24 protein-coding genes are annotated in these 24,192 nt (G+C 63.9%); 10 read left to right on the forward strand and 14 right to left on the reverse strand.

Annotated elements, in window-relative coordinates:
• Positions 1 to 79 precede the first annotated feature (79 nt).
• From CAG00_RS26470 to CAG00_RS26505, 8 genes are all read left to right on the forward strand, one after another.
• Complete coding sequence (locus tag CAG00_RS26470; protein ID WP_047934916.1) at positions 80 to 844, forward strand: FadR/GntR family transcriptional regulator; 765 nt, start codon at positions 80 to 82, stop codon at positions 842 to 844.
• 90 nt (positions 845 to 934) lie between these two features.
• On the forward strand, positions 935 to 2,137 hold the full coding sequence (locus CAG00_RS26475; RefSeq protein WP_085665712.1) for an ABC transporter substrate-binding protein: 1,203 nt from the start codon (positions 935 to 937) through the stop codon (positions 2,135 to 2,137).
• Positions 2,138 to 2,202: 65 nt separating this feature from the next.
• Positions 2,203 to 3,063, forward strand: a complete 861-nt coding sequence (locus CAG00_RS26480; RefSeq protein WP_039614952.1) for a branched-chain amino acid ABC transporter permease — start codon at positions 2,203 to 2,205, stop codon at positions 3,061 to 3,063.
• 1 nt (position 3,064) lies between these two features.
• Positions 3,065 to 4,084: a branched-chain amino acid ABC transporter permease gene (locus CAG00_RS26485; protein ID WP_039614951.1), complete on the forward strand. Its 1,020-nt coding sequence runs from the start codon at positions 3,065 to 3,067 to the stop codon at positions 4,082 to 4,084.
• The gene (locus CAG00_RS26490; protein WP_085665713.1) at positions 4,084 to 4,836 is read left to right on the forward strand and encodes an ABC transporter ATP-binding protein; all 753 of its coding nucleotides are present in this window, start codon (positions 4,084 to 4,086) and stop codon (positions 4,834 to 4,836) included. The genes CAG00_RS26485 and CAG00_RS26490 overlap by 1 nt, the downstream gene beginning before the upstream one ends.
• Positions 4,836 to 5,531, forward strand: a complete 696-nt coding sequence (locus tag CAG00_RS26495; protein WP_047934069.1) for an ABC transporter ATP-binding protein — start codon at positions 4,836 to 4,838, stop codon at positions 5,529 to 5,531. Before CAG00_RS26490 ends, CAG00_RS26495 begins: the two co-directional genes overlap by 1 nt.
• Positions 5,532 to 5,706: 175 nt before the next feature.
• Complete coding sequence (locus CAG00_RS26500; protein WP_085665714.1) at positions 5,707 to 6,984, forward strand: Zn-dependent hydrolase; 1,278 nt, start codon at positions 5,707 to 5,709, stop codon at positions 6,982 to 6,984.
• 1 nt (position 6,985) lies between these two features.
• On the forward strand, positions 6,986 to 8,395 hold the full coding sequence (locus CAG00_RS26505; RefSeq protein WP_085665715.1) for an amidase: 1,410 nt from the start codon (positions 6,986 to 6,988) through the stop codon (positions 8,393 to 8,395).
• A 114-nt stretch (positions 8,396 to 8,509) separates the two neighbouring features.
• On the opposite strand, the gene thiO is transcribed toward CAG00_RS26505, so the two are convergent.
• Genes thiO through CAG00_RS26530 form a run of 5 tightly spaced genes read right to left on the reverse strand, consistent with a single transcriptional unit; the run spans position 8,510 to position 11,337 of the window.
• Entirely contained in the window at positions 8,510 to 9,607 is a 1,098-nt protein-coding gene (thiO, locus tag CAG00_RS26510; RefSeq protein ID WP_085665716.1) for a glycine oxidase ThiO, read from the reverse strand.
• Between the two features lie 54 nt (positions 9,608 to 9,661).
• On the reverse strand, positions 9,662 to 10,051 hold the full coding sequence (locus CAG00_RS26515) for a type IV pilin protein (RefSeq protein WP_013970758.1): 390 nt from the start codon (positions 10,049 to 10,051) through the stop codon (positions 9,662 to 9,664).
• Position 10,052: 1 nt separating this feature from the next.
• Entirely contained in the window at positions 10,053 to 10,517 is a 465-nt protein-coding gene (locus CAG00_RS26520) for a hypothetical protein (RefSeq protein ID WP_085665717.1), read from the reverse strand.
• Positions 10,514 to 11,158 (reverse strand): PilW family protein, encoded by a 645-nt coding sequence (locus CAG00_RS26525; RefSeq protein ID WP_085665718.1) that lies wholly within the window; start codon positions 11,156 to 11,158, stop codon positions 10,514 to 10,516. Before CAG00_RS26525 ends, CAG00_RS26520 begins: the two co-directional genes overlap by 4 nt.
• Positions 11,155 to 11,337, reverse strand: a complete 183-nt coding sequence (locus CAG00_RS26530) for a prepilin-type N-terminal cleavage/methylation domain-containing protein (RefSeq protein WP_075043654.1) — start codon at positions 11,335 to 11,337, stop codon at positions 11,155 to 11,157. Before CAG00_RS26530 ends, CAG00_RS26525 begins: the two co-directional genes overlap by 4 nt.
• 109 nt (positions 11,338 to 11,446) lie before the next feature.
• Here CAG00_RS26530 and CAG00_RS26535 point away from each other — a divergent pair, with 109 nt between their 5' ends.
• Positions 11,447 to 11,962: a GspH/FimT family pseudopilin gene (locus tag CAG00_RS26535; RefSeq protein ID WP_085665719.1), complete on the forward strand. Its 516-nt coding sequence runs from the start codon at positions 11,447 to 11,449 to the stop codon at positions 11,960 to 11,962.
• 133 nt (positions 11,963 to 12,095) lie between these two features.
• On the opposite strand, the gene ispH is transcribed toward CAG00_RS26535, so the two are convergent.
• From ispH to murJ, 6 genes are all read right to left on the reverse strand, one after another.
• Positions 12,096 to 13,043 carry a 4-hydroxy-3-methylbut-2-enyl diphosphate reductase gene (gene ispH / locus CAG00_RS26540; RefSeq protein WP_025337597.1) on the reverse strand — a complete coding sequence of 316 codons (948 nt, stop codon included), beginning with the start codon at positions 13,041 to 13,043 and terminating at the stop codon, positions 12,096 to 12,098.
• A gap of 14 nt (positions 13,044 to 13,057) precedes the next feature.
• Positions 13,058 to 13,495, reverse strand: coding sequence for an FKBP-type peptidyl-prolyl cis-trans isomerase (gene fkpB / locus CAG00_RS26545; protein WP_003258215.1), 438 nt, complete (start codon positions 13,493 to 13,495; stop codon positions 13,058 to 13,060).
• On the reverse strand, positions 13,488 to 14,003 hold the full coding sequence (gene lspA / locus CAG00_RS26550) for a signal peptidase II (protein ID WP_025337596.1): 516 nt from the start codon (positions 14,001 to 14,003) through the stop codon (positions 13,488 to 13,490). The genes fkpB and lspA overlap by 8 nt, the downstream gene beginning before the upstream one ends.
• Positions 13,996 to 16,827: an isoleucine--tRNA ligase gene (gene ileS, locus CAG00_RS26555; protein ID WP_085665720.1), complete on the reverse strand. Its 2,832-nt coding sequence runs from the start codon at positions 16,825 to 16,827 to the stop codon at positions 13,996 to 13,998. The genes lspA and ileS overlap by 8 nt, the downstream gene beginning before the upstream one ends.
• Positions 16,824 to 17,774 carry a bifunctional riboflavin kinase/FAD synthetase gene (ribF, locus tag CAG00_RS26560; RefSeq protein ID WP_025337594.1) on the reverse strand — a complete coding sequence of 317 codons (951 nt, stop codon included), beginning with the start codon at positions 17,772 to 17,774 and terminating at the stop codon, positions 16,824 to 16,826. The genes ileS and ribF overlap by 4 nt, the downstream gene beginning before the upstream one ends.
• A gap of 118 nt (positions 17,775 to 17,892) precedes the next feature.
• Positions 17,893 to 19,431: a murein biosynthesis integral membrane protein MurJ gene (gene murJ / locus CAG00_RS26565; RefSeq protein WP_085665721.1), complete on the reverse strand. Its 1,539-nt coding sequence runs from the start codon at positions 19,429 to 19,431 to the stop codon at positions 17,893 to 17,895.
• 250 nt (positions 19,432 to 19,681) lie between these two features.
• Here murJ and rpsT point away from each other — a divergent pair, with 250 nt between their 5' ends.
• A complete protein-coding gene (gene rpsT, locus CAG00_RS26570; RefSeq protein WP_003247625.1) occupies positions 19,682 to 19,960 on the forward strand; it encodes a 30S ribosomal protein S20 in 279 nt (92 codons plus the stop codon).
• A gap of 254 nt (positions 19,961 to 20,214) precedes the next feature.
• Here the strand turns inward: rpsT and CAG00_RS26575 are convergent, their stop codons facing one another.
• From CAG00_RS26575 to CAG00_RS26585, 3 genes are read right to left on the reverse strand one after another with little or no spacing between them, the layout of a single operon-like run.
• Complete coding sequence (locus CAG00_RS26575; protein ID WP_085665722.1) at positions 20,215 to 22,515, reverse strand: PqiB family protein; 2,301 nt, start codon at positions 22,513 to 22,515, stop codon at positions 20,215 to 20,217.
• Positions 22,508 to 23,131: a paraquat-inducible protein A gene (locus CAG00_RS26580; protein WP_015268842.1), complete on the reverse strand. Its 624-nt coding sequence runs from the start codon at positions 23,129 to 23,131 to the stop codon at positions 22,508 to 22,510. The genes CAG00_RS26575 and CAG00_RS26580 overlap by 8 nt, the downstream gene beginning before the upstream one ends.
• On the reverse strand, positions 23,118 to 23,777 hold the full coding sequence (locus tag CAG00_RS26585; RefSeq protein ID WP_013970746.1) for a paraquat-inducible protein A: 660 nt from the start codon (positions 23,775 to 23,777) through the stop codon (positions 23,118 to 23,120). The genes CAG00_RS26580 and CAG00_RS26585 overlap by 14 nt, the downstream gene beginning before the upstream one ends.
• Positions 23,778 to 24,192: the final 415 nt, after the last annotated feature.

A 24,192-nucleotide genomic window follows, 5' to 3' on the forward strand; every position in this document is an offset into this window, starting at 1 on the left:
TCCCCCGCCACCAGCATTGACCCACCCCGGCAAAACTCGCTAAATCCTATTTATCCGCATAAATATGAAAAATAGCGAAATGCTCAAACCCAAACGCAAGCGCCAGAAGCTGTCCGATGTGATCGTCGAATCGGTCAAGCGCTCGATCGTCACCGAAGCGCTGCACCCCGGCGACCGCCTGCCCACCGAGCGTGAGTTGATGGAGCATTTCGAGTGCTCCAAGGGAACCGCCCGCGAAGCGCTCAAGGCCCTGGAGGTCGAGGGCCTGGTCAGCACCCGCACAGGCCCGAGCGGCGGCGCCTACCTCAATGAAGTGGGCACCGAACCTGCCAGCCGCGCGCTGCGCAACTACCTGCACTTCCAGCACCTGGACGGCGAACAGGTGTACCAGTTGCGCAAGGTCATCGAGGTGGAGCTGGCGGTATCGGTAATGGGCAAGCTGAGCGAAGCCGACTACGCCGCGCTGCAGGCCAACATCGATTTCTGCAGCGCACCGGAAGACAGCGAGGAAGGCCAGCGCGAACAGCGCCTGGCGGAGCTGGAATTCCACACCCTGCTGGCCGACCGCTGCCCCAACCCGTTGCTGCGTTTCATGGCGGTGTTCCTCAACGACCTGCTGCGCGACCTGGTGGTGCTGAAAAAGGCCTACCTGCCCAAGCGCCAGCAGTTCGCCGCTGCCAACATCGCCTACCACAAGCAATTGCTGACCGCCCTGCGCGCCAGCGACGAGCCTGCCGTACGCCGGCTAATGCACGAACACATGTGCGACGCCGAACACCACATGACCGCGCTGGAAGGCGAGGTTGCCCGCAACTTCCTGCTGGAGTTCGAACACCACCACTGATCCGCCTGGAAAGAGGCCTGCACACAGGCCCGGCCGTACCCGCTTTGTCATTGCCACTCCTGCCTAATAACCACAACCAAGGAGTTACTCATGCAAAGACGTACCCTGCTCAAGGCAGGCCTTGCCCTGGGTGCCTTAGGTAGCCTCCCCTTGGGGGCGCACCGGGCATTCGCCGAGCAACCATTGACCTTCTATGGGCTCAAGTCCATGTCTGGCGCCTTCGCCAGCTACGGCAAGTACGCCGACATGGGTTCACGCCTGGCCATCGCCGAATACCCGCAACTGCTCGGCCACCCGCTCAAGTACAAGGTCATCGACACCGAAGGCAACGCCGGCAAGGCGGTGCGCAAGGTGCAGGAAGCCATCGGCCAGGATGGCGCTCGCTTCTTCCAGGGCTGCACCCTGTCGTCCTCGGCACTGGCGGTGTCGAAGGAAATCCACAAGGCCGGCGGCGTGTTCATGACCCCGGTCGGCGCTGACGAAATCACCGGCAAGGACTGCAATGCCTCGACCTTCCGCTGGTCGGTGCCCACCTACGGCGCCATCCGCGAAACGCTGGTGCCGATGATCCGCCAGCTGCCACAGGCCAAGCGCTGGTACACCATCACGCCGCAATACGTGTTCGGCGATGCCCTGCTGGACAACGCCCGCAAGGTGTTCGCCGAGCTCGGTGTGGAACACATCGGCAACAGCTACCACTCGCTGCAGGAGCAGGAGTTTTCCGGCTACCTGACCAACGCCATCGCCGCCAAGCCCGACGTGCTGGTGCTGCTCAACTTCGGCAGCCAGGCGTCCAACGCCCTGCGCCAGGCAGTGAACTTCGGCATCAAGGAGCGCATGAAAGTGCTGATTGTGTGGTCCGCCGGGCTCGACCAGTTCCAGGAGCTGGGCAGCGACGTGCTCGAAGGCGTGTACCTGGGCGCGCAGTACTGGCACCAGGTCGATACCCCACTGAACAAGCAGCTGGTCGCTGCCACCCGCAAGGCCTATGGCATCAACCCCAACTACCCGCTGGCGGCCGACTACATCGGCACCAAGGTCATGCTCGAAGCCATCATCAAGGCCGGCAGCCTGGATGGCGCCGCCGTGTCCGCGGCATTGCAGGGCATGCGCTTCCAGGGCCCGACCGGCGAAGAACTGATCCGCCCGGGCGACCACCAGGTGCTCAAGGATTACTACCTGCTGCGCGGCAAGCCCCAGGGGCAGATGCGCGACGAGGACGACCTGGCCGAAGTCATCAGCTCGGGCCGCTCGTTCGTCGAAGTCGACCACACCGGTTGCGCCCTGGCCTGAAGCCGCGGCGTCAGTCACAAACACTCGTACAGGCAGCCGCATCGCGCGCTGTCGAGGGCACGCTCATGCTCGATTTGTACCTGTTCCAACTGCTCAACGGCCTGGGCCTGGGGATGATCTACTTTCTCATCGCCGTGGGCCTGACGATCATTTTCGGCCTGCTCAACTTCGTCAACTTCGCCCACGGCGCGTTCTTCTTGCTGGGCGCCTACCTGTGCTACACCGCCGTGGCCATTACTGGCAACTTCTGGCTGGCCCTGCTGATCGCACCGCTGGTGGTGGCGGCGCTGGCCTGGGCGGTCGAGCGTCTTCTGATCAAACGCATCTACCACCTGCCGCACACCTTCCAGATCCTCGTCACCCTCGGTATTGCGCTGATCATCCAGGAAGCCTCGGTACTGATCTGGGGCCCGGTGGGCAAGAACATCGCCGTGCCGCCGGAGCTGCGCGGGGTGCTGATCGTCGGTGACTTCATCTACCCCTACTACCGGCTGTTCCTGATCGGTTTCGCCGCGCTGATCGGCCTTGGCCTGTGGCTGCTGCTGGAGCGCACCCGCTTCGGCGCCCTGGTGCGGGCCGGCAGCGAAAGCACCGAAACCGTGTCGCTGCTGGGCACCAACATCTTCCGCCTGTTCTCCCTGACCTTCGCCCTGGGGGTGGGCCTGGCCGGCGTGGCGGGCGTGCTGTTCGCACCGCTGCGTGGCGCCCAGCCCTTCGTCGGCCCGGAAATCCTTGGCATCGCCTTCGTGGTGGTGGTGATCGGCGGCATGGGCTCGTTCGGCGGCGCCCTGGTCGGCGGCCTGCTGGTGGGTGTGGTGCAAAGCATGATGACCAGCCTCTGGCCGCAAGGCGCCAGCCTGATGATCTACGGTGCCATGGCCGCAGTGATCCTGGTCCGTCCCTATGGCCTGTTCGGGAGAGCCTGAGATGAGCGAGAAAAACCCATTGCCAGTCGCCAAGGGCCGCGCCCCGGCCCTGCTGTTGCTGGTGGTCGCCAGCCTGGTGGCGCTGCCGCTGCTGCTGCCATCGGCCACCCTGGCCACCGAGATCCTGATCTTTGCCCTGGCGGCGCTGGCCTGCAACCTGCTGCTCGGCTACACCGGCCTGCTGTCGTTCGGCCAGGGCATCTTCTTTGGCGTAGGCGCCTATGGCGCGGCGCTGCTGATGATCCACCTGCAGTGGGGCATGTTCGCCGCGCTGCTTGGCGCAGCCGTGTTCGGTGCCTTCCTGGCGCTGCTGGTAGGCGCCTTGGCGATCCGCCGCACGGGTATCTACTTCGTCATGCTGACCCTGGCCTTCAGCCAGATGGCATACTTCCTGGCCTACACCCTCAGCGGCTGGACCGGCGGTGACAACGGCCTGCTCGATGTGCCCCGGCCCAACATCGAAATCGCCGGCCATGTGCTGGTCGACCTGGCCGACCCACGGCACTTCTATGTGTTCGTCGCGGTGCTGTTCCTGCTGATCTTTGCCGGCGCCCTGCGGGTGATCCGTTCGCCATTCGGCAGCACCCTGCTGGCCATCCGCGAAAACGAGACCCGCGCCGCAGCCATCGGCTACGACACCCGCCACTTCAAGATCCTGGTGTTCATGCTGTCGGGCGCCATCACCGGTATCGCCGGGGCGCTGTACGCCATGCTGCTGCACTTTGCGCCGCTGTCGAACATCGACCTGATGATGAGCGAGAACATCCTGATCATGACCATCGTCGGTGGCACCGGCTCGCTGTTCGGCTCGCTGCTGGGGGCCGGCGCCATCGTGCTGCTGGGCGACGTGCTGTCGGAGCTGTGGCCGCGCTGGCTGATGCTGCTGGGGGTGATCCTGATCCTGGTGGTGGTGTTCATGCGTGGCGGCTTGTGGGGCGGCCTGGCAGAACTGGGCAAGCGCCTGCTGGCTAACCGCAATGCCAATGACAAACCCCAGGCCAAGACCAAGGAGACTCTGTGATGAGCGACTACCTCCTGGAAACCCGCCAGCTGGAGCTGGCCTACGGGCCGTTCAAGGCGGTTGCGGGTGTCGACCTCAAGGTTCGCGCCGGCTCCATCCACACCATCATCGGCCCCAACGGCGCCGGCAAGACCAGCCTGTTCCACTGCCTGACCGGCGAGCGCCAGGCCACCGCGGGCAAGATCCTGTTCAACGGCCAGGACATCATCCACAAGCCGTCCCACGGGCGCGTGGCGCTGGGCATGGCCCGTTCGTTCCAGCTCACCAGCCTGTTCCAGAACCTGTCGGTGCGCGAGAACCTGCGCCTGGCCGCCCAGGGCCGCGATGGCCTGGGTGCGCTGAACTTCTGGCGCAGCGTCGAGCACAAGCGCAGCCACTGGGACACCGCCGACCAGGTGCTGGAGCGCCTGAAGCTTGCCGCCCGCGCCGAGACCCTGGCCGGCGAGCTGTCGCACGGCCAGCAACGGGTGCTGGAGGTGGGCATGTCGATCTGCGCCAAACCCACCCTGCTGATGCTCGACGAACCCACTTCGGGCATGGGCATCGACGACATCCCGGTGATGACCGACTTGATCAGCGACCTCGGCCGCGACCACACCGTGCTGCTGATCGAGCACAACATGAGCATCGTCATGTCGATCAGCCAGCGCATCACGGTGATGAGCCACGGCCAGATCCTGGTCGAGGGTACCCCTGAACAGGTGCGCAACGACGAGCGTGTCCGCACCGCCTACCTTGGAGAGGCCGCCTGATGCTCAATGTCGATTCGATCCACTCCTACTACGACAAGAGCCATGTGCTCGAAGGCGTCTCGCTCAAGGTCGAGGCTGGCGAACTGGTGACCCTGCTGGGGCGCAACGGCGCCGGCAAGACCACCACCCTGCGCAGCATCCTCGGCATCGTCCGCCCACGGCAAGGGCAGATCAGCTTCAACGGCCAGCAGCTGGTCGGCCGCGAAATCTTCGATATCGCCCGGCTCGGCATTGCCCTGGTGCCGGAGCACCGCGGCATCTTTCGCCAGCTCAGCGTGGAGGAGAACCTGAGGATTGCCGTTCGCAAGGACAGCCGCTGGCAGCTGGAAGACGTGTACAGCATGTTCCCGCGGCTGAAGGAACGGCGCCGCAACGGCGGTTTCGCCCTGTCCGGCGGCGAGCAGCAGATGCTGGCCATCGCCCGCGCCCTGCTCAACGGCCCCAAGCTGCTGATCCTCGACGAGCCCACCGAAGGCCTGGCCCCGGTGATCGTCGACGAACTGGTGAGGATTCTGCGGCGGATCAAGGACGAAGGCCTGTCGATCCTGCTGGTGGAACAGAACCTGATGGTCTGCGACGCCCTCGCTGACCGCCACTACGTGCTGGAACAGGGCCGCGTCGCCTACCAGGGCAGTGCGGCGCAGTTCCGCGAGGACCCGAGCATCAAGAACCGTTACCTGGCCCTTAGCGCCTGATACAGGCCTCGTTTACCTGTACTGGCCTCTTCGCGGGTAAACCCGCTCCCACAGTGAACGCGTCGTCCTGGTGGTAGGGGCCCGCAGACCTGAAGGCAGTGATGTCCCTGTGGGAGCGGGTTCACCCGCGAAGAGGCCAGTACAAGCAACCCAGTCATTTCAGGAGAGATGAACCATGAACACCCGCATCGATCCCTCGCAGCACCTGCTCGACCAAGGCCCGCTGGTCAACCGCGATCGCCTCTGGCAATCGCTGATGGACCTGGCCCGGCTCGGCGCCACCGCCAAGGGTGGCGTATGCCGCCTGGCCCTGACCGACCTCGACCGCCAGGCCCGCGACCTGTTCGTGCGCTGGTGCGAAGACGCTGGCTGCACGGTCAGCATCGACGCCATCGGCAACATCTTCGCCCGCCGCCCGGGGCGCAACCCGGCCCTGCCACCAGTGATGACCGGCAGCCACATCGACACCCAACCCACCGGCGGTAAGTTCGACGGCTGCTACGGGGTCATGGCCGGCCTCGAGGTGCTGCGCACCCTGAACGACCTGGACCTGACCACCGAGGCCCCGCTGGAAGTGGTGGTATGGACCAACGAGGAAGGCTCGCGCTTCCCGCCGTGCATGATGGGCTCGGGGGTGTTCGCCGGTAAGTTCGGCCTGCAGGAGACCCTGGCCAAGGTCGACGATCAGGGCCTGTCGGTAGGCGCGGAACTCCAGCGCATCGGTTACGCCGGCCCGCGCGTGCCCACCGGGCATGCCGTCGGCGCCTACTTCGAAGCCCATATCGAACAAGGCCCGGTGCTGGAAGACCAGCGCACCACCATTGGCGTGGTCCAGGGCTGCCTGGGGCAGAAATGGTTCGACCTGATACTGACCGGCGTCGAGGCCCATGCCGGCCCGACCCCGATGCACCTGCGCAAGGATGCCCTGGTCGGTGCAGCCGAGGTGGTGGCTGCGGTCAACCGCGTGGCCCACGCCCACCAGCCGCATGCCTGCGGCACCGTCGGCTGCCTGAACCTGCACCCGGGCTCGCGCAATGTCATCCCCGGCCAGGTGCAGATGACCATCGACCTGCGCCACCTCGACCCCGAGCACCTCGCCGCCATGGTCAGCGAAGTACGCGCGGCCATTGAAACCAGCACGGCAAGACACGGGTTGAGTTTCGAGCTGACGCCAACCGCCGACTTCCCGCCGCTGTACTTCGCCGAGCAGTGCGTGGACGCCGTGCGCCAAGGCGCGCGGGAGCTGGGCCTGAGCCACATGGATATCGTCAGCGGCGCCGGCCACGACGCGATCTTCCTCGCCGAGCTGGGCCCGGCCGGGATGATCTTCGTGCCTTGCGAGGGCGGCATCAGCCACAACGAAATCGAAAATGCCGCGCCACAGGACCTGGCCGATGGCTGCGACGTGCTGCTGCGCGCCATGTTCCAGGCCGCCAACCCGGGAGCCCGTTGAGATGACCCAGAAAACCGCGATTGGCGAGTTCACCGCCCTCGAACTGCTCGAGTTGTACCAGCGCCGCCAACTGTCACCGGTCGAGGTGATCGACGATGTGCTGGCGCGCATCGACCTGCACAACCCGGCGGTCAACGCCTATTGCCATGTCGACGGCGAAGGTGCCCGCGCCGCCGCCCGCGCCAGCGAACAGCGCTGGCAGCGTGGCGAGCCCTGCGGCCGGCTGGATGGCGTACCCGCCTCGATCAAGGACCTGACCCTGACCCGGGGCATGCCCACACGCAAGGGCTCGCGCACTACCTCGGGCGCAGGCCCGTGGGAAGTCGATGCGCCCTTCACGGCCTTCATGCGCGAAGCCAGCGCTGTGTTGGTGGGCAAGACCACCACGCCGGAGTTCGGTTGGAAGGGGGTGACCGACAACCCGCTGTACGGCATCACCCGCAACCCCTGGGATACCCGGCTGACCGCCGGCGGCTCGTCCGGTGGCGCCGCGGCGGCAGCCGCGCTGAACCTGGGCGTGCTGCACCAGGGCAGCGATGCCGGCGGCTCTATTCGCATCCCTTGCGCCTTTACCGGCACCTTCGGCATCAAGCCGACCTTCGGCTACGTACCGCAATGGCCGGCCAGTGCCATGACCGTGCTGTCGCACCTGGGGCCGATGACGCGCACCGTCGACGATTCGGTACTGATGCTCGACTGCGTCGCCCGCCCCGATGCCCGTGACGGGTTGGCCGGCGCACCCAGGCAGGCGCCGTGGCTGGGCCAGGAACAGGACCTGAGCGGCCTGCGCATCGCCTACAGTGCCAACTTCGGTTACGTGCAGGTCGACCCGCAGGTCCAGGCACTGGTGGCCCAGGCCGTGCAGCGCCTGGCACGGCTGGGCGCACAGGTTGAGGAAGTCGACCCAGGGTTCGGTGACCCGCTGGAGACGTTCAATACCCTGTGGTTTGCCGGGGCGGCGCGGTTGGCGAGTGCGTTCAGCGATGAACAGCGAGCGCTGCTTGACCCAGGGCTGCGCTGGATCGCCGAACAGGGAGCGCGAATCAGTCTGGCCGAATACACCCAGGCCCTGGAGGCACGGGCAGAGTTGATCGCGAAGATGAATGCCTTCCACCAGCGCCATGACGTGCTGGTATCGCCGATGCTACCGCTGGTGGCATTCGAGGCCGGGCACAATGTGCCGCCGGGGTCGGGGATGACGCAGTGGATGGAATGGACGCCGTTCAGCTATCCCTTCAACCTGACCCAGCAGCCGGCGGCTTCGGTGCCGTGCGGGTTCACCCGCGAGGGGTTGCCGGTGGGGCTGCAGGTGGTGGCCGGGCGCTTTGCCGATGAGCAGGTGCTGCGGGTGTGCAAGGTGTATGAGCAGCATTACCCTAGCCGGCACTTGCAGGCACCGATTACCGGCTGAAATGTCTACTGGCCTCTCCGGCCCTTTCGCGGGTAAACCCGCTCCCACAGGGATCGCACGGTTTTCGAAACCTGTGATGTACCTGTGGGAGCGGGTTTACCCGCGAAGAGGCCCTCAGCTCAACCGCCCGGCTGGCGCATACGGCGCCGGGTCAATGATCGGCTCTGCCCCGGTCAACAGGTCGGTAAACAGCTGGCACGAAGCCGGCGCCAGCACCAGCCCGTTGCGGTAATGCCCGCAGTTCAACCACAACCCCGCATGCCCCGGCACCGGCCCGATATACGGAATACCTTCCGGCGACCCCGGCCGCAGCCCGGCCCAGTGCGCCACCACCGTGGCCCCCTCTAGCTCAGGCAGCAACTCCACCGCCGAGGCCTTCAGGCTCTCCAACGCCTCCTCGGTCGGGGTCTTGTCGTACCCGGCATGCTCCAGCGTGCTACCCACCAGAATATGCCCATCACGCCGAGGGATCGCATAGCGCCCCTTGGCCAACACCATGCTCGGCAGGAAGTCTTCGGCACATTTGAACAGAATCATCTGGCCCTTCACCGGCTCCACCGGCAACTCCAGGCCGAGCGTACGCAGCAGGTCGCCACTCCAGGCGCCGGCACTGAGCACCACCTCATCCGCCGCCAGCACGCCGTCTGCCGTCTGCACACCGGTCACGCGACCGCCTTGCTGGACAAAACCGGTAATCTGGCAGTGCTCACGCAAGGTCACGTTGGGCAACGCCAGCAACGCCGCCTTGAGCGACTTCACCAGGCGCGGGTTGCGCACGTTGGCCACGCCGGCCATGTAGATGGCACGCTTGAAGCCTGGGCCCAACACCGGCACCGCGTCATAGGCCGCCGAAATATCCACGGCACTCAGCGGCCGCTGCTCACGCTCGGCCCAGGCCAGCGCTTCGGCCTCGTCGTCCAGGTCAAGCCAGTACAGGCCGGTGGTGTGCACTTCGGGGTCGACGCCGGTGCTGGCGAACAAACGCTCGCCCAGCTGTGGATAAAAGTCTTGCGACCAGTGTGCCAAGGCGGTCACGGCCGGGCTGTAGCGCCACGGGTACAGCGGCGAGACGATGCCACCGCCGGCCCAGGACGACTCACGGCCGACCTCACCCTGATCACACACCACCACCTGCCCGACCTTCGCCGCCAGGTTGAATGCCGTCAGCAGGCCGATCACCCCGCCACCGACCACCACTACTTGCTTGCTCATCTGTCGATCCAACACCTGAAGTAAATCCGCGATGCACCGGGCATCATTCAACCTTCAGCTTCCCCAGCAGTGCACGCTGTCTTCGACGGCACCCGGATTGCGCTGCACGCCGGCCTGGTCGAGCTGGAAATCGCCACAGCGGTCCTGCGCCATCAGCCCACTCGGCAGCCGCCGGGCGCGCAGCGTGAAGGTGTCGCTGTCGCGCTGGGCCTGCAGGCTGTAATAGCGGGTACCGTCGGGCAAGGCCGGGTCGCCCTCGGCGTATTGGCCAGTGCGTACGCGGTGGCGCTCCAGGCGCAGGGCGGCATCATGCAGCAGGCCAACCACTTCGCTGCGCGCGGCTCGCCGTAGCTGGTCGCTGTAACTGGGGTAGGCAATGGCTGCCAGAATGCCGGTCACGGCCAGCACAATCAACAACTCGATCAGGCTCAAGCCTTGCTGCATGTCAGTCTCCTCGCAATCTCTGCCGCCAGGCAATGCGCCGGGTCGTGTCCTCGCCCATGGCATAGACCGCTTCCAGCACATGCCGTGACTGGGTTTGCAGGCTGACGGCGGTGATGCGGTACAGGGTGACCTGCTGCCCTTCCGGCATATGCGCGGCGTATTCGCTGGTACCCAGATTCTGCAAATGGAAATAGCCGGTTGGCGTGCGCTGCCACTGCCCGCTCAGGTCATGCGGTCGAGCGGGTGGCGGGCACGCCTCGCAAGGGTCGGGGGGAGCCCGCTCGAGCTCGCCTGCCCCAGCCAGCAGCGTGGCCTCGGCCTGCTCCAGCGCCAGCAGGCCTTCGCTCAGATAGCCGGTCATCTGCGTTTGCGCCAGCGCATCTCGCAGGGCCGACGCCGCAAGCAGCCCCAGCAGCATGCTCAGGACCAAGGCCAACAACAGGACGATGCCACGCTGACGACTCATGAGGCCGGCACCGGGTTGCGGATTGCGACGCTCAGTTCATGGTGCTGTTCAAGTTCGAGCGTGGGTTCGTAAAGCGTCAGGGCAATATCCACCCCCTCACCCTGTGCCATTTGCACACGCTGCAAACGCATTGACCGCACATTTTCAACCAGCGGCTGGAAATTGCTGTTGTTGCGTTTGAATCTCAGCGTATTGCCCTCGAGTTGGTAGACATATCTGCTGATGGGGTGAACCTGTGGGTAGCCCTCCTTCAACTCATCGTCCACAGACACTTTGCTAGTACAGTCCGTGTGCAGGAACCACTGCGGCCCACCGGCTTGCCCAGGTAACTCCGCCACGACCAGGCTAAGGGTGGATGCTTCGACTTCCATCGGCCGGGCGAATGCGTGCTCTGCGCTCGAACTGCCGAAGTGCTTTGGCTGCAGTCGCAAGCAGCCGAACATCCCGGTCATTCGGATATCCTGGGCCATTCGCAGCAATGCCAGGCGAGCTTCATCCTGCATGCGTACTGCCGTGCTTTGCAGCCGCCAGGTATGGTGGGCCGAGGTGAATAGCTGGCTGGCCGCCGCCAACAGCAGCAACCCGATGGTCAGCGCCAGCATCAGCTCAAGCAAGCCGAAACCACGCTGGACGCGGCTCATGGCCGCCCCCTTTCATGCTCGCTGTGCGCCGCCATTGCCGCCTTCCCATCGCGACGCGCATCCTCCGCAGCCTGCAATGCCTGCAGTTGCAGGCCTGCCGCTGCGAACATACCCACGGCCACCACACCCACCGCCAACAACACTTCCAGAAGCGTCATGCCCCGTTGTCTTGCGTGCATCCCTGCACCTCCTGCGACTTTTCCTGCAATTGCATTGAACCCGGGCGACTGGACCGCCGGTCCAACGACCGTGAAGCTACAGCCAAGCACTTCCAGGGAGGAATGCACGGTGAAGCAACGAGGTGTAACACTGATACAAATGTTGTCGGCCCTGGCGGTGGCCGTATTGCTGACACAGCTCGGCATGCCGGCCTACGCCAGATTGAGCGACGACCTACACAGGGCGGCAGCTGCGCGAGACCTGGCGCAGGCGCTGCGCAGTGCGCGCAGCCATGCCATGTTGCAAAGCCAGCCGGTGCTGGTGCAGGCGTTGGACGGTAATTGGGGGAATGGTTGGCGGGTGATGCTGGAGCATAACCAGCAGGTGCTGCGTGAGCAGCGTCTTTCGCGGCCACTGAAGATCACGAGCAATCGCGGTGAGCAGCTGAAATTCAGTGCGCAAGGGGTTCCGCTTGGGGCAACCAGTAATTGGTTAGGTTCAACGATGGAGATTTGCGAGCGCTTGACCGCAACTAGCCAGTATCAAGTGGTGATGGCATCGACTGGCAGGGTCAGGGTAGATATGGGAGAGCCAAAAAAATCCCGATGCAAAGACACCACTAGCAGATCAGCGCGGTCAATGTAGGAGCGGCCTTGTGTCGCGAACGGGCCGCAAAGCGGCCCCGGAAATATCAGCGCTAACGCTGAAATCCTGGGGCTGCTTTGCAGCCCGTTCGCGACACAAGGCCGCTCCTACATGGGGATCGCGCAAACTGCGGTCAGATCAGCGACCGAACCCGCAATTCCTTGGGCATTGAGAAGGTGATGTTCTCTTCCCGCCCATCCAGCTCTTCAGCACCGCTGGCGCCCCAGGCCTTGAGCTGCTCGATCACACCACGCACCAGCACTTCGGGGGCCGAAGCACCGGCGGTGATGCCGACCCGCGCCGTCTGCTCGAACCAGCCACGCTGCAGGTCCTCGGCTCCGTCGATCAGGTAGGCCGGGGTGCCCATGCGCTCGGCCAGCTCGCGCAGGCGGTTGGAGTTGGAGCTGTTCGGGCTGCCGACTACCAGTACCACGTCGCACTCGTCCGCCAGTTGCTTGACCGCGTCCTGGCGGTTCTGGGTGGCGTAGCAGATGTCGTCCTTGCGCGGGCCGCCAATGTTCGGGAAGCGCGCACGCAGGGCGTCGATGACGCGGCTGGTGTCGTCCATCGACAGCGTGGTCTGGGTGACGAACGCCAGGTGGTCCGGGTCCTTCACCTGCAGGTTGGCAACATCCTCCTCGTCTTCGACGAGGTAGATGGCGCCACCGTTGCTGGCGTCGTACTGGCCCATGGTGCCTTCGACTTCCGGGTGCCCTTCGTGGCCGATGAGGATGCACTCACGGCCGTCGCGGCTGTACTTGGCCACTTCGATGTGCACCTTGGTCACCAGCGGGCAGGTGGCATCGAACACTTTCAGGCCACGGCCAGCGGCTTCCTGGCGCACGGCCTGGGAAACACCGTGGGCACTGAAGATAACGATGACATCGTCCGGTACCTGGTCCAGCTCTTCGACGAAGATGGCGCCGCGGTTACGCAGGTCTTCCACCACGAACTTGTTGTGCACCACTTCGTGACGCACATAGATCGGCGGGCCGAAGACTTCCAGCGCGCGGTTGACGATCTCGATCGCCCGGTCGACCCCCGCGCAGAAGCCGCGAGGGTTGGCGAGTTTGATTTGCATGCTCGGCTCCAGGCTTACAGGGCCTTCACCTCGAGGATCTCCACCTCGAAGGTCAGGGTCTTGCCAGCCAATGGGTGATTGAAGTCGATGGTCACCTGGTCGTCATCGAACGCTTTGACCACACCTGGCAGCTCGGTGTTGGCGGCGTCGTTGAAGATGATCAACAGCCCTTCGGACAACTCCATGCCCTCGAACTGGGACCGCGGCATGACTTGCACGTTCTGCGGGTTGGGCTGGCCGAAGGCGTTCTCCGGGGCCACCACGACGGTACGCTTGTCACCGCCCTTGAAGCCGAACAGGGCGTTCTCGAAACCTGGCAGCAGGTTGCCATCGCCAACCTTGAAGGTGGCCGGGGCCTTGTCGAACGTGCTGTCGACGGTGTCGCCGTTTTCCAGGTGCAGCGCGAAGTGCAGGGTGACTTCGGTGTTCTGGCCGATACGGGTGTCAGTCATGGACCGGATCCTCGGACTTCTTGCTCTTGAACATATCCAGCGCCAGCATCACCGCACCAACGGTAATGGCGCTGTCGGCCAGGTTGAAGGCCGGGAAGTAATGGCGGTTCTGCCAGTGCACCAGGATGAAGTCGACCACATGGCCGAGCACGACGCGGTCGTACAGGTTGCCGATCGCGCCACCCAGCACCAGCGCCAGCGCCACGGCCAGCCAGGTCTCGTTGCGCCCCAGGCGCTTGAGCCACACCACCAGCACGGCACTGACCACCACGGCGATCAGGGCGAACAGCCAGCGCTGCCAGCCGGAGCTTTCCGCCAGGAAGCTGAACGCCGCGCCGGTGTTGTAGGCCAGGGTCCAGCTGAAGTAGTCAGGGATGACGACAACCTGCTGGTACATGGTCAGGGCATTGTTGAAATACAGCTTGGTGGCCTGGTCAAGGACCAGTACCACCAGGCTCAGCCAAAGCCATGCAAGGCGCCCGAAGCGCCCCGCTGCAGGGTTAGGCATAGTGGCGCACCTCGCCGGAACCGCTCAGGTTGTCGACGCAACGGCCGCAGATTTCCGGGTGCTCCGGGTGGCGGCCGACGTCAGCGCGGAAGTGCCAGCAACGGCCGCACTTGGCGTGGCCGGACTTGACCACTTGCAGCTTGAGGCCTTCGACTTCGGTGGCCACGGCTTCGGCTGGCGCCTGCACGAACGGCACCACGCTGGCAGCCGAGGTGATCAGCACGAAGCGCAGTTCGTCGCCCAGCTTGCCCAGGTCGGCGCTCAGGCCTTCGTCGGCGTACAGGGTGACTTCAGCCTGCAGGTTGCCGCCGATGACCTTGGCGGTACGCTGGTTTTCCAGCTCCTTGTTGACCGATGCCTTGACGGCCATCACGCGGTCCCAGTAAGCGCGGTCCAGTTCGGTGCCTTCCGGCAGTTCGCTCAGGCCCTGGTACCAGCCGTTGAGCATTACCGACTCGTTGCGCTCGCCTGGCAGGTACTGCCAGATTTCGTCGGCGGTGAACGCCAGGATAGGCGCGATCCAGCGCACCAGCGCCTCGCTGATGTGGTACAGCGCGGTCTGGCAGGAACGGCGGGCGACACTGTTGGCGCCGGTGGTGTACTGGCGGTCCTTGATGATGTCGAGGTAGAAGCCGCCCAGCTCCTGCACGCAGAAGTTGTGCACCTTGGAGTAGACGTTCCAGAAACGGTACTCGCTGTAGTGCTCTTCCAGCTCGCGTTGCAGCAGCAGGGTGCGGTCTACGGCCCAGCGGTCCAGCGCCAGCATGTCTTCCGGGGCCAGCAGGTCGCGGGCCGGGTCGAAGCCGGACAGGTTGGAGAGCAGGAAGCGTGCAGTGTTGCGGATACGGCGGTAGGCGTCGGCGCTGCGTTGCAGGATCTGCTCGGAAACGGCCATTTCACCGGAATAGTCGGTAGCGGCAACCCACAGGCGCAGGATATCGGCACCCAGGGTGTTGTTGACCTTCTCCGGCTCGATGGTGTTGCCCAGCGACTTGGACATCTTGCGGCCGTTCTCGTCCACGGTGAAGCCGTGGGTCAGCAGCTCGCGGTACGGCGCGTGGCCGTCAATGGCGCAACCGGTCAGCAACGACGAGTGGAACCAGCCGCGGTGCTGGTCGGAACCTTCCAGGTACAGGTCGGCACGCGGGCCGGTGGCGTGGCCGATGTCATGCGAGCCACGCAGCACGTGCCAGTGGGTGGTACCCGAGTCGAACCACACGTCGAGGGTGTCGGTGATCTTGTCGTACTGCTCGGCTTCAGCGCCCAGCAGTTCGGCGGCGTCCAGCTTGAACCAGGCCTCGATGCCTTCCTGTTCGACGCGCTTGGCCACCGCTTCCATCAGCTCGACGGTGCGTGGGTGCAGCTCGCCGGTCTGCTTGTGCAGGAAGAACGGGATCGGTACGCCCCAGTTGCGCTGACGCGAGATGCACCAGTCCGGGCGGTTGGCGATCATCGAATGCAGGCGCGCCTGGCCCCAGGCCGGCACGAACTTGGTGTCCTCGATGGCTTTCAGTGCACGCTCGCGCAGCGGCTCGCCGGTGGTCGGCTGCTTGTCCATACCCACGAACCACTGCGCAGTGGCGCGGTAGATCAGCGGGGTCTTGTGGCGCCAGCAGTGCATGTAGCTGTGGCTGATGGTTTCGGTGTGCATCAGCGCACCGACTTCGCTCAGCTTCTCGACGATGGCCGGGTTGGCCTTCCAGATGAACTGGCCGCCGAAGAATGGCAGCGAGTCGACGTACACGCCGTTGCTCTGCACCGGGGTGAGGATGTCGTCGTTGACCATGCCGTAGCGCTTGCAGGTGACGAAGTCGTCTTCACCGTAGGCTGGCGAGGAGTGCACCACGCCGGTACCGGCGCCCAATTCGACGTAGTCGGCCAGGTAGACTGGCGACAGGCGGTCGTAGAACGGGTGGCGGAAGTTGATCAGTTCCAGCGCCGAACCCTGGGCGGTAGCGATGACCGAGCCTTCCAGGCTGTAGCGTTTGAGGCACGACTCCACCAGCTCTTCGGCCAGTACCAGCAGACGCTCGCCGGTGTCGACCAGGGCGTACTTGAACTCCGGGTGGATGTTCAGCGCCTGGTTGGCCGGGATGGTCCACGGGGTGGTGGTCCAGATCACAATGGCGGCCGGTTTGGCCAGCGAAGCCAGGCCGAAGGCAGCAGCCAGCTTGGCCTCGTCGGCAACCGGGAAGGCAACGTCGATGGTCTGCGATTTCTTGTCGGCGTACTCGACTTCGGCCTCGGCCAGGGCCGAACCGCAATCGAAGCACCAGTTCACCGGCTTCAGGCCCTTGAACACGAAGCCTTGCTTGACCATTTCGGCCAGGGCGCGGATTTCGCCGGCCTCGTTGGCAAAGTTCATGGTCTTGTACGGGTTGTCCCAGTCACCCAGCACGCCCAGGCGGATGAACTCGGTCTTCTGCCCTTCGATCTGCTCGGCGGCGTACTCGCGGCACAGCTCGCGGGTGCGGTCGGCGGACAGGTGCTTGCCGTGGGTGACCTCGACCTTGTGCTCGATCGGCAGGCCATGGCAGTCCCAGCCCGGCACATACGGCGCATCGAAGCCGGACAGCGTCTTGGAACGGACGATCATGTCCTTGAGGATCTTGTTCAGCGCATGACCGATGTGAATCTTGCCGTTGGCATAGGGCGGGCCGTCGTGCAGGACGAACTTGGGACGATCCTTGCCAATTTCGCGCAGCTTCTGGTACAGGCCAATGCTGTCCCAGCGCTGCAGGATCTGCGGTTCGCGCTGAGGCAGGCCGGCCTTCATGGGGAAGGCGGTGTCCGGAAGGTTAAGCGTGGCTTTGTAGTCGGTCATTTCAGGCTCTTCGTTAACGGTTGAGCGTGCCAATGTGCACGTGCGGCGGCGATATCCGCATCGATCGCCGACTTCAGCGCCTCCAGGGAGGCGAATCGCTGCTCTTCACGCAGCTTGTGGTGGAACTCCACCGTCAGGCGCCGGCCGTAAAGGTCGCCGGCATAGTCCAGCAGATGAATCTCCAGGTGCGGGCGCCCGTCACCGGCAACGGTGGGGCGCACGCCGATATTGCCGACACCCGGCCAGGCCTTGCCGTCGATTTCGATGCTGGCGAGGTAGACCCCGGACAGCGGCACGCGGCGGCGCTTGAGCTGGATGTTGGCGGTAGGTGTGCCGAGCTGGCGGGCCAGCTTCTGGCCATGCAACACGCGGCCGCTGATGCGGTACGGGCGGCCCAACAGGTGCTCGGCCAGCTCGAAGTTGCCTTCGGACAGGGCCTTGCGCACTTCGGTGCTGCTGACCCGCAGGCCGTCCTGGATCACCGTGTTGGCAGCCTCGACGGTGAAGCCGTACTGCTTGCCGGCCTCGACCAGGAAGGCGAAGTCGCCGGCGCGGTCGCAGCCGAAGCGGAAGTCATCGCCCACTTCGAGATGGCGTACACCCAGGCCGTCGACCAGGATCGCCTTGACGAAGGCATCGGCACTGAGCTTGCTCAGGCGCTGGTTGAATGCCAGGCACAGCACCCGGTCGATACCCTCGGCCGCCAGCAGCTCGATCTTGTCGCGCAGGCGGGCCAGGCGGGCCGGCGCGGTGTCGGGGGCGAAGTACTCGCGTGGTTGCGGTTCGAAGATCACCACGCAGGTCGGCAGGCCCAAGGCCTGGCCACGCTCGCGCAGGCGCGCCAGGATCGCCTGGTGGCCGCGGTGAACCCCGTCGAAGTTGCCTATGGTGGCGACACAGCCCCGGTGCTCGGGGCGCAGGTTGTGAAGACCTCGAACCAGCTGCATAACGCGCTTCTTGCTCATAAAGTGGCCGATTATAACCACACCCGGGCGCTGGTGACAGGCAGCAGCGCCCAAGGGCGGCGTGGAATGCGAAAAACCGACGCCTGACCCGCCCGATGCCTTAGTGCAAGGCCTTGCGGGCGAAATGCCGAGGCCGGAAGCCGCACAGGTACAGGCAGCCGAAATAGGTCACGATGCCCGCCAGTACCAGAGCCCCCAGGCGCACCAGGCGCTCGAGCATGTTGCCCTGCTCCCAGGCCGGCAGGTAATGCATGCCGGCCAGCAACACCGCCGACATCAGCCCCACTGCCAGCACCAGCTTGAGCAGGAACATCGCCCAGCCTGGCTGCGGCTGGAACAGCTGCTGGCTGCGCAGCTTCCAGAACAGCAGGCCGGCGTTCAGGCAGGCCCCCAGGCTGATCGCCAGGGCCAGGCCGGCATGCGCGAGCGGGCCGATCAGGGCCAGGTTGAACAGTTGGGTGCAGACCAGGGTGAATACCGCGATCTTCACCGGTGTACGGATATTCTGCTGCGCATAGAAGCCCGGTGCCAGTACCTTGACCAGAATGATCGCCAGCAAGCCCACGGAATAGGCGATCAGCGCCTTCTGGGTCATGGCTGCGTCGACGGCAGTGAACTTGCCGTACTGGAACAGCGCCACGGTCAGCGGCTCGGCGAGGATGGCCAGGGCCAGGGTGCATGGCAGCACCAGCAGGAAGCACAGGCGCAGGCCCCAGTCGAGGATCCGCGAGTATTCCTCGCGGTCCTTGTTGGCGTAGGTCTTGGCCAGCGTGGGCAGCAGTATGGTGCCCAGGGCCACCCCCAGCACGCCGGAAGGCAGCTCCATGAGGCGGTCGGCGTAGTACATCCACGACACCGAACCGGCCACCAGGAAGGAGGCGAAGATGGTGTTGATGATCAGCGAGATCTGGCTCACCGACACCCCGAGGATCGCCGGCAGCATCTGCTTGAGCACCCGCCACACGCCGGCATCACGCAGGTTCAGGCGTGGCAGCACGAGCATGCCGATCTTCTTCAGCGCTGGCAGCTGGTACAGCAACTGCGCCAGGCCGCCCGCCAGAACGCCCCAGGCCAGAGCCATGATCGGCGGCTCGAAATACGGCGTGAGCAGCACGGCGAAGGCGATCATCGCCACGTTCAGCAGGGTCGGGGTAAAGGCCGGTACCGAGAAACGGTTCCAGGTATTGAGGATCGCCCCGGCCAGGGACGACAGCGAGATCAGCAATATATAAGGAAAAGTCACCCGCAAAAGGGCGGTGGTCAGCTCGTATTTTTCGGCACTGTCGACAAAGCCTGGTGCGGTCGCCCACACCACCCACGGTGCCGCCAGGATGCCAATGGCGGTCACCAACGCCAGAACCAGAGTCAGCAGGCCACTGACATAGGCAACGAAGGTGCGGGTCGCCTCCTCGCCTTGCTGGGTCTTGTATTCGGCCAGGATCGGCACGAAGGCCTGGGAAAACGCACCCTCGGCGAAGATGCGCCGCAGCAGGTTGGGCAGCTTGAAGGCGATGAAGAAGGCATCGGTGGCGATGCCGGCACCGAAAACACGCGCCAGGATGGTGTCGCGGACAAAGCCCAGCACCCGCGAAATCATGGTGATCGAGCTTACCGCAGCCAGGGATTTGAGCAGGTTCATCGAAAAGATTCACGCCAAGGGCAGAGGACGCTGCCAGACAGCGTCCGAATGTGCGATACTCCCGCGCCTTCGCAGGGGAGCCAAAAATTCCCGAGTTTACAGGTCGCGCAGCAGAAAGGAATATTTCCCTCTTGTTGGCGCACCGCTCGGCGGAACCTTGCAGGTGGCCTTGACATCCGTTCGACTGATCGGCATGATTCGCGGCCTATTTTGTTTGCTATTTACCTAAAGTCTTTCGAGGAGCTCGACGGTGGCCAACACACCTTCCGCCAAGAAACGTGCAAAACAGGCTGAGAAGCGTCGCAGCCACAACGCCAGCCTGCGTTCCATGGTCCGCACCTACATCAAGAATGTAGTCAAGGCCATCGACGCAAAAGACGCCGAAAAAGCGCAAGCCGCTTACGTTCTGGCTGTGCCTGTAATCGACCGTATGGCCGACAAGGGCATCATCCACAAGAACAAGGCTGCTCGTCACAAAGGCCGTCTGAATGGCCACATCAAGGCGCTGAAAGAAGCTGCAGCTGCCTAAGCGACGCGCTAGTCGAAAAACCGACCCTAGGGTCGGTTTTTTGTTGCCTGCGATTTGTGCACATCGCCGCCTCGCTGCTGCGACCTATGCAACATCGCCGATCCGCTTTTGTAGGAGCGGCCTTGTGTCGCGATCGGGCTGCGCAGCAGCCCCAGCAATATCAGCATCGACGCTGAAACCGAGGGGCTGCTGCGCAGCCCGATCGCGACACAAGGCCGCTCCTACAAAAAGCAGGGCCGTGTTTGCCCAGTGTGCTACTTCGCTATCTGAATCTTCGGCGCCCACTGCAGCCATTCATCCTCGGCCTTGTCGAACAAGGCGAACGTCTGCTGCGGCCGTGCCGGGTTGCCCATCTGCTCGCCATCCGGCGTGGCAAAGGCGATACCGCCGTCGATCATGGTCTCCACCGACTCGGTACGCACCGTAACCCCCTTGACCAGACCCCAGTCGAAACCGAAGCCGCTGCTGTTCCAGAAGCGGCTACCGCTGCGCACCAGGGCCGCATAGCGCGGTTCGATCAAGATATGGATCAACACGCGGTCAGCGCTCTGGCCCAATTCGAAGCCCGTCACCTTGCCCACCGCAACCTCACGGTAGGTCACCGGCACACCCGGCTTGATCGAGCCACGGCGCGGAGCGCTCAGCGTCAACGGCAGGCCGACTTCAGGCCCTGCCACCTGCGGGGCGTCGGCCAAGGCGATGAAATCGCGCTGTGGGCCACGGTCCTTGGCAGCCGGCTGCACTTCCAGGTACTGCCCGCCCACCAGGGTGTCGAGGTTCTGCGTGCGCACCAGGCCAAAGGCCGGCTTGACCACCCAGAACTGCGTACCGACGCGGGCGATACGGTCCGCTGCTTCGGTAATGCGCGCCCGCAGCAACACCGCCTGCAAGTCATCGGTCAGGTCGACGCTCTCGACGCTACCCACATCCAGGCCGCGGAAGCGTATCGCCGTGCCAGGCTTGAGGCCGTCGGCACGGTCCACACGAATGGTGATCAACGTTCCTGCGCGGTTGACCGCATCCTGGCTGTCATGCAGGCGGAAGCGTGGAATGTGGCGTTTGAGCGGCACATCAGGCCGTGGCGTATCGAACGCGATACCACCAGCCATCAGGGTCTGCAGTGATTCACTCTTGATCTTGATGCCCGACAGGCCCCCCGTCAGGGTGATGCCACTGACATTCCAGAAGCGCGACGAACCGTTGACCAGCTTTTCGTATTCCTTCTCGATATGCACACCGATCAGGATGCGATTGCTGTTGCGGGCGAACTGGTAGCTTTGCACGCTACCCACCTTCACCTGGCGGTACATGACCGGGCTACCGACTTCCAGCGAACCCAGGGTGTCGGCGAACAGCACCATGTGCAGGCCTGGTGCCTTGAGGTCGAGCGGCGGTGCCTTGGCGCGGGCTTCGAACTCACGCTCTGGCCGCGCACCCTTCTCACCAGGGCGAATGGCGATGTAGTTACCCTTGACCAGCGCTTCCAGGCCGGTGATACCCGCCAGGGAAATCGATGGTTTGACCACCCAGAACTGCGTGCCCTCGACCAGATAATCCTCGGCCAACGGGTCCAGCGTAAGCTCGGCCGATGCACTGGCCAGGTTGTCTGCCATTGTCAGGGCTTTGAGCGAGCCCACCTGGATGCCCTTGTACATGACCGGTGTACGGCCCGCCTGCAGGCCCTCGTAATCGCTCAATTTCACCTTTACCCGGATGCCGGCCTGGGCCGCATCGAAGTCCTCATACAGACGGAACGGCAGGTTCGAGTCGGTGGGAGGGCTGTCCTTGCGGTGTTCCGGCGTGGCAAAGGCGATACCACCGGCAACAATGCTCGACAGCGATTCGCTACGCACTTTCACGCCCGAGAGCGAGGCATCGATGCTAACGCCGCTGGCATTCCAGAAACGCGTGTGCTTGCGCACCAGGCTGGCATAGGCCGGCTCGATGAAGACCTTGATCTCGACGGTGCTCTGGTCCTCGGACAGGCGATAGCTTTTGACCCGGCCAACCTGGATCTGCTTGTAGAACACCGGGCTGTCACGGTTGAGCGACCCCAGCCGCTCGGCCTTGAGGGTAAGGTGCAGCCCCGGCTCGGTGTCCGAAAGCGGCGGTGCCACCTTCAAGGCGGTAAAACGCTTGGTGCGCTCCCCCTCCCCCGGGCTGACGGCGATATAGTTGCCTGACACCAGTGTTTCAAGACCGGAAATACCCGCCAGGCTGACGCTCGGCTTCACCAGCCAGAAACGCGTACCTTTGGTCAGGTGAGGCTCGGCAGCCTTGTTCATCTCGATGGTGGCGATCACCCCCTGGTTATCACCCTTGGCGTCGAGCACCAGGCTTTTGACCTTGCCAACCGGCATGCCCTTGTAGATCACCTCGGTCTTGTTGGCGACGATACCCTCGCCCGACTCGAAGCGAACCTCAATTTCCACGCCGGCATCACGATAAGCCTGCCACGCAAGCCAGCCACCGATCATCAAGGCGATCAAAGGCAGGATCCATATGGCCGACCAGTTCGAGGCTGGGCGGGTTTTAGCCGTTGGCAGGTCACTCATGGTCGTCATCCGACTCCGTGTTATCCCAAATCAGTCGGGGATCGAAAGTTAAAGCGGCAAGCATTGTCAGGATCACCACAGTTGCAAAGGCGACAGCGCCCAGGTTGGCTTCGACACTGGCTATTCGGCCGAAATTCACCACCGCCACCAGGATGGCGATGACGAAGATATCGAGCATGGACCAGCGCCCAATGAATTCGATGAAGCGGTACATCAATATCCGTTGCCGCGCCGAAAGCGGCTGCCGGCGCTGAACGGAGTACAACAGCAAGCCGATGCCCACCAGTTTGAACGTGGGCACCAGGATACTGGCAATGAACACCACGGCAGCAATGGGCACCATGCCATGCTTGAGCAAGGTGATGACGCCGGACATGATCGTGTCGGGGCTGCCTTGGCCCAGGGTGCTCACGGTCATGATCGGCAGCATGTTGGCCGGGATGTACAGGATCGACGCGGCAATCAGCAGCGCCCAGGTGCGCGCGATGCTGTTCGGTCGACGGGCATGCACGATGGCACCGCAGCGTGTACAGGTTTGTGAAGTGCTGTCTGGCTGTTGCCTGTTCAGCTCGTGACACTCATTGCAGACAAGAATGCCTGCATCAATCGCCCGCATGCAGGTCCTCCCCTGATAGCGCACTCCAGATCTGGTGCGGTGACATCACCACTTCGAGCCACACCTGGATCAATAACAGGCTGATGAAGCAGAACAGCCCCAGGCCTACGGTCAGCTCGGCCAGGTCCACCAGCTTGACGATGGCCACCAGCACGCCCATGAAATAGACCTCGAGCATGCCCCAGTCACGCAAGTGGTGATAGATGCGGTAGAACAGCAGGCCGAAACTACGCCCCACGTTCAGGCGGATGCTCAGGAGCACGACCAGCTGACAGAGCAGTTTTGCCAGAGGGATGGCCATGCTGCACAAGAACACCACCACGGCCACGCCGCGCATTTCCGAGTTGTACAGGCCCAGCACGCCGCTCCAGACGGTATCGTCCGATGTCTGGCCAAGCAGGTGCAACTGCATGATCGGCAGAAAATTGGCGGGCACAAACAGCAGCAAGGCGGTGAGTACAAGGGCCAGGCTGCGGTTGACCACATTGTGCCGATGGGCGTAGAGCTCGTAGCCGCAGCGCGGGCATTGGGCTTTCTCGTCATGCTGGAGCACGGGCTTGCGCAGCAGCAGGTCGCATTCATGGCAGGCGACAAGCTCGTCCAGCGGCAACTGGGCCAAGGTTTCAGGTTCGACAGGATTGGGCATATAGCGCTTCTGAATAGGTGCGTGGGCCTATTCTAGTGTTCTGGCTCGAATTGTGGGAGGCAACATAACAGCGGGCCTGCGCGACCATTGTAGGAGCGGCCTTGTGTCGCGATCGGGCGCGAAGCGGCCGTAAAGCCTGTATCCCGGGTCTCACAGGTAAACCGCGGCGCCTGGATTGCGGCCGCTGCGCGCCCGATCGCGACACAAGGCCGCTCCTACAGGGATCGCACAAGGCCGGCGGATTCGCACAAGGTCGGAAGATTTAGGTGAGGCTTGGGGGTTTTAGGGCCAGAAAGACAAAACCCCTACCTGCATGCGCAGATAGGGGTTTTGCGAAATGAATCTTGACGATGACCTACTCTCACATGGGGAAACCCCACACTACCATCGGCGATGCATCGTTTCACTGCTGAGT

It is taken from the genome of Pseudomonas sp. B5(2017), from assembly GCF_002112825.1.
Classification (GTDB): domain Bacteria; phylum Pseudomonadota; class Gammaproteobacteria; order Pseudomonadales; family Pseudomonadaceae; genus Aquipseudomonas; species Aquipseudomonas putida_Z.

What these genes read in the sequence shown, in the direction of transcription:
- CAG00_RS26470 (WP_047934916.1), top strand. Translation starts at nt 80, where the DNA reads ATGCTCAAACCCAAACGCAAGCGCCAGAAGCTGTCCGATGTGATCGTC.
- CAG00_RS26475 (WP_085665712.1), top strand. Translation starts at nt 935, where the DNA reads ATGCAAAGACGTACCCTGCTCAAGGCAGGCCTTGCCCTGGGTGCCTTA.
- CAG00_RS26480 (WP_039614952.1), top strand. Translation starts at nt 2,203, where the DNA reads ATGCTCGATTTGTACCTGTTCCAACTGCTCAACGGCCTGGGCCTGGGG.
- CAG00_RS26485 (WP_039614951.1), top strand. Translation starts at nt 3,065, where the DNA reads ATGAGCGAGAAAAACCCATTGCCAGTCGCCAAGGGCCGCGCCCCGGCC.
- CAG00_RS26490 (WP_085665713.1), top strand. Translation starts at nt 4,084, where the DNA reads ATGAGCGACTACCTCCTGGAAACCCGCCAGCTGGAGCTGGCCTACGGG.
- CAG00_RS26495 (WP_047934069.1), top strand. Translation starts at nt 4,836, where the DNA reads ATGCTCAATGTCGATTCGATCCACTCCTACTACGACAAGAGCCATGTG.
- CAG00_RS26500 (WP_085665714.1), top strand. Translation starts at nt 5,707, where the DNA reads ATGAACACCCGCATCGATCCCTCGCAGCACCTGCTCGACCAAGGCCCG.
- CAG00_RS26505 (WP_085665715.1), top strand. Translation starts at nt 6,986, where the DNA reads ATGACCCAGAAAACCGCGATTGGCGAGTTCACCGCCCTCGAACTGCTC.
- thiO (WP_085665716.1), bottom strand. Translation starts at nt 9,607, where the DNA reads ATGAGCAAGCAAGTAGTGGTGGTCGGTGGCGGGGTGATCGGCCTGCTG.
- CAG00_RS26515 (WP_013970758.1), bottom strand. Translation starts at nt 10,051, where the DNA reads ATGCAGCAAGGCTTGAGCCTGATCGAGTTGTTGATTGTGCTGGCCGTG.
- CAG00_RS26520 (WP_085665717.1), bottom strand. Translation starts at nt 10,517, where the DNA reads ATGAGTCGTCAGCGTGGCATCGTCCTGTTGTTGGCCTTGGTCCTGAGC.
- CAG00_RS26525 (WP_085665718.1), bottom strand. Translation starts at nt 11,158, where the DNA reads ATGAGCCGCGTCCAGCGTGGTTTCGGCTTGCTTGAGCTGATGCTGGCG.
- CAG00_RS26530 (WP_075043654.1), bottom strand. Translation starts at nt 11,337, where the DNA reads ATGCACGCAAGACAACGGGGCATGACGCTTCTGGAAGTGTTGTTGGCG.
- ispH (WP_025337597.1), bottom strand. Translation starts at nt 13,043, where the DNA reads ATGCAAATCAAACTCGCCAACCCTCGCGGCTTCTGCGCGGGGGTCGAC.
- fkpB (WP_003258215.1), bottom strand. Translation starts at nt 13,495, where the DNA reads ATGACTGACACCCGTATCGGCCAGAACACCGAAGTCACCCTGCACTTC.
- lspA (WP_025337596.1), bottom strand. Translation starts at nt 14,003, where the DNA reads ATGCCTAACCCTGCAGCGGGGCGCTTCGGGCGCCTTGCATGGCTTTGG.
- ileS (WP_085665720.1), bottom strand. Translation starts at nt 16,827, where the DNA reads ATGACCGACTACAAAGCCACGCTTAACCTTCCGGACACCGCCTTCCCC.
- ribF (WP_025337594.1), bottom strand. Translation starts at nt 17,774, where the DNA reads ATGCAGCTGGTTCGAGGTCTTCACAACCTGCGCCCCGAGCACCGGGGC.
- murJ (WP_085665721.1), bottom strand. Translation starts at nt 19,431, where the DNA reads ATGAACCTGCTCAAATCCCTGGCTGCGGTAAGCTCGATCACCATGATT.
- CAG00_RS26575 (WP_085665722.1), bottom strand. Translation starts at nt 22,515, where the DNA reads ATGAGTGACCTGCCAACGGCTAAAACCCGCCCAGCCTCGAACTGGTCG.
- CAG00_RS26580 (WP_015268842.1), bottom strand. Translation starts at nt 23,131, where the DNA reads ATGCGGGCGATTGATGCAGGCATTCTTGTCTGCAATGAGTGTCACGAG.
- CAG00_RS26585 (WP_013970746.1), bottom strand. Translation starts at nt 23,777, where the DNA reads ATGCCCAATCCTGTCGAACCTGAAACCTTGGCCCAGTTGCCGCTGGAC.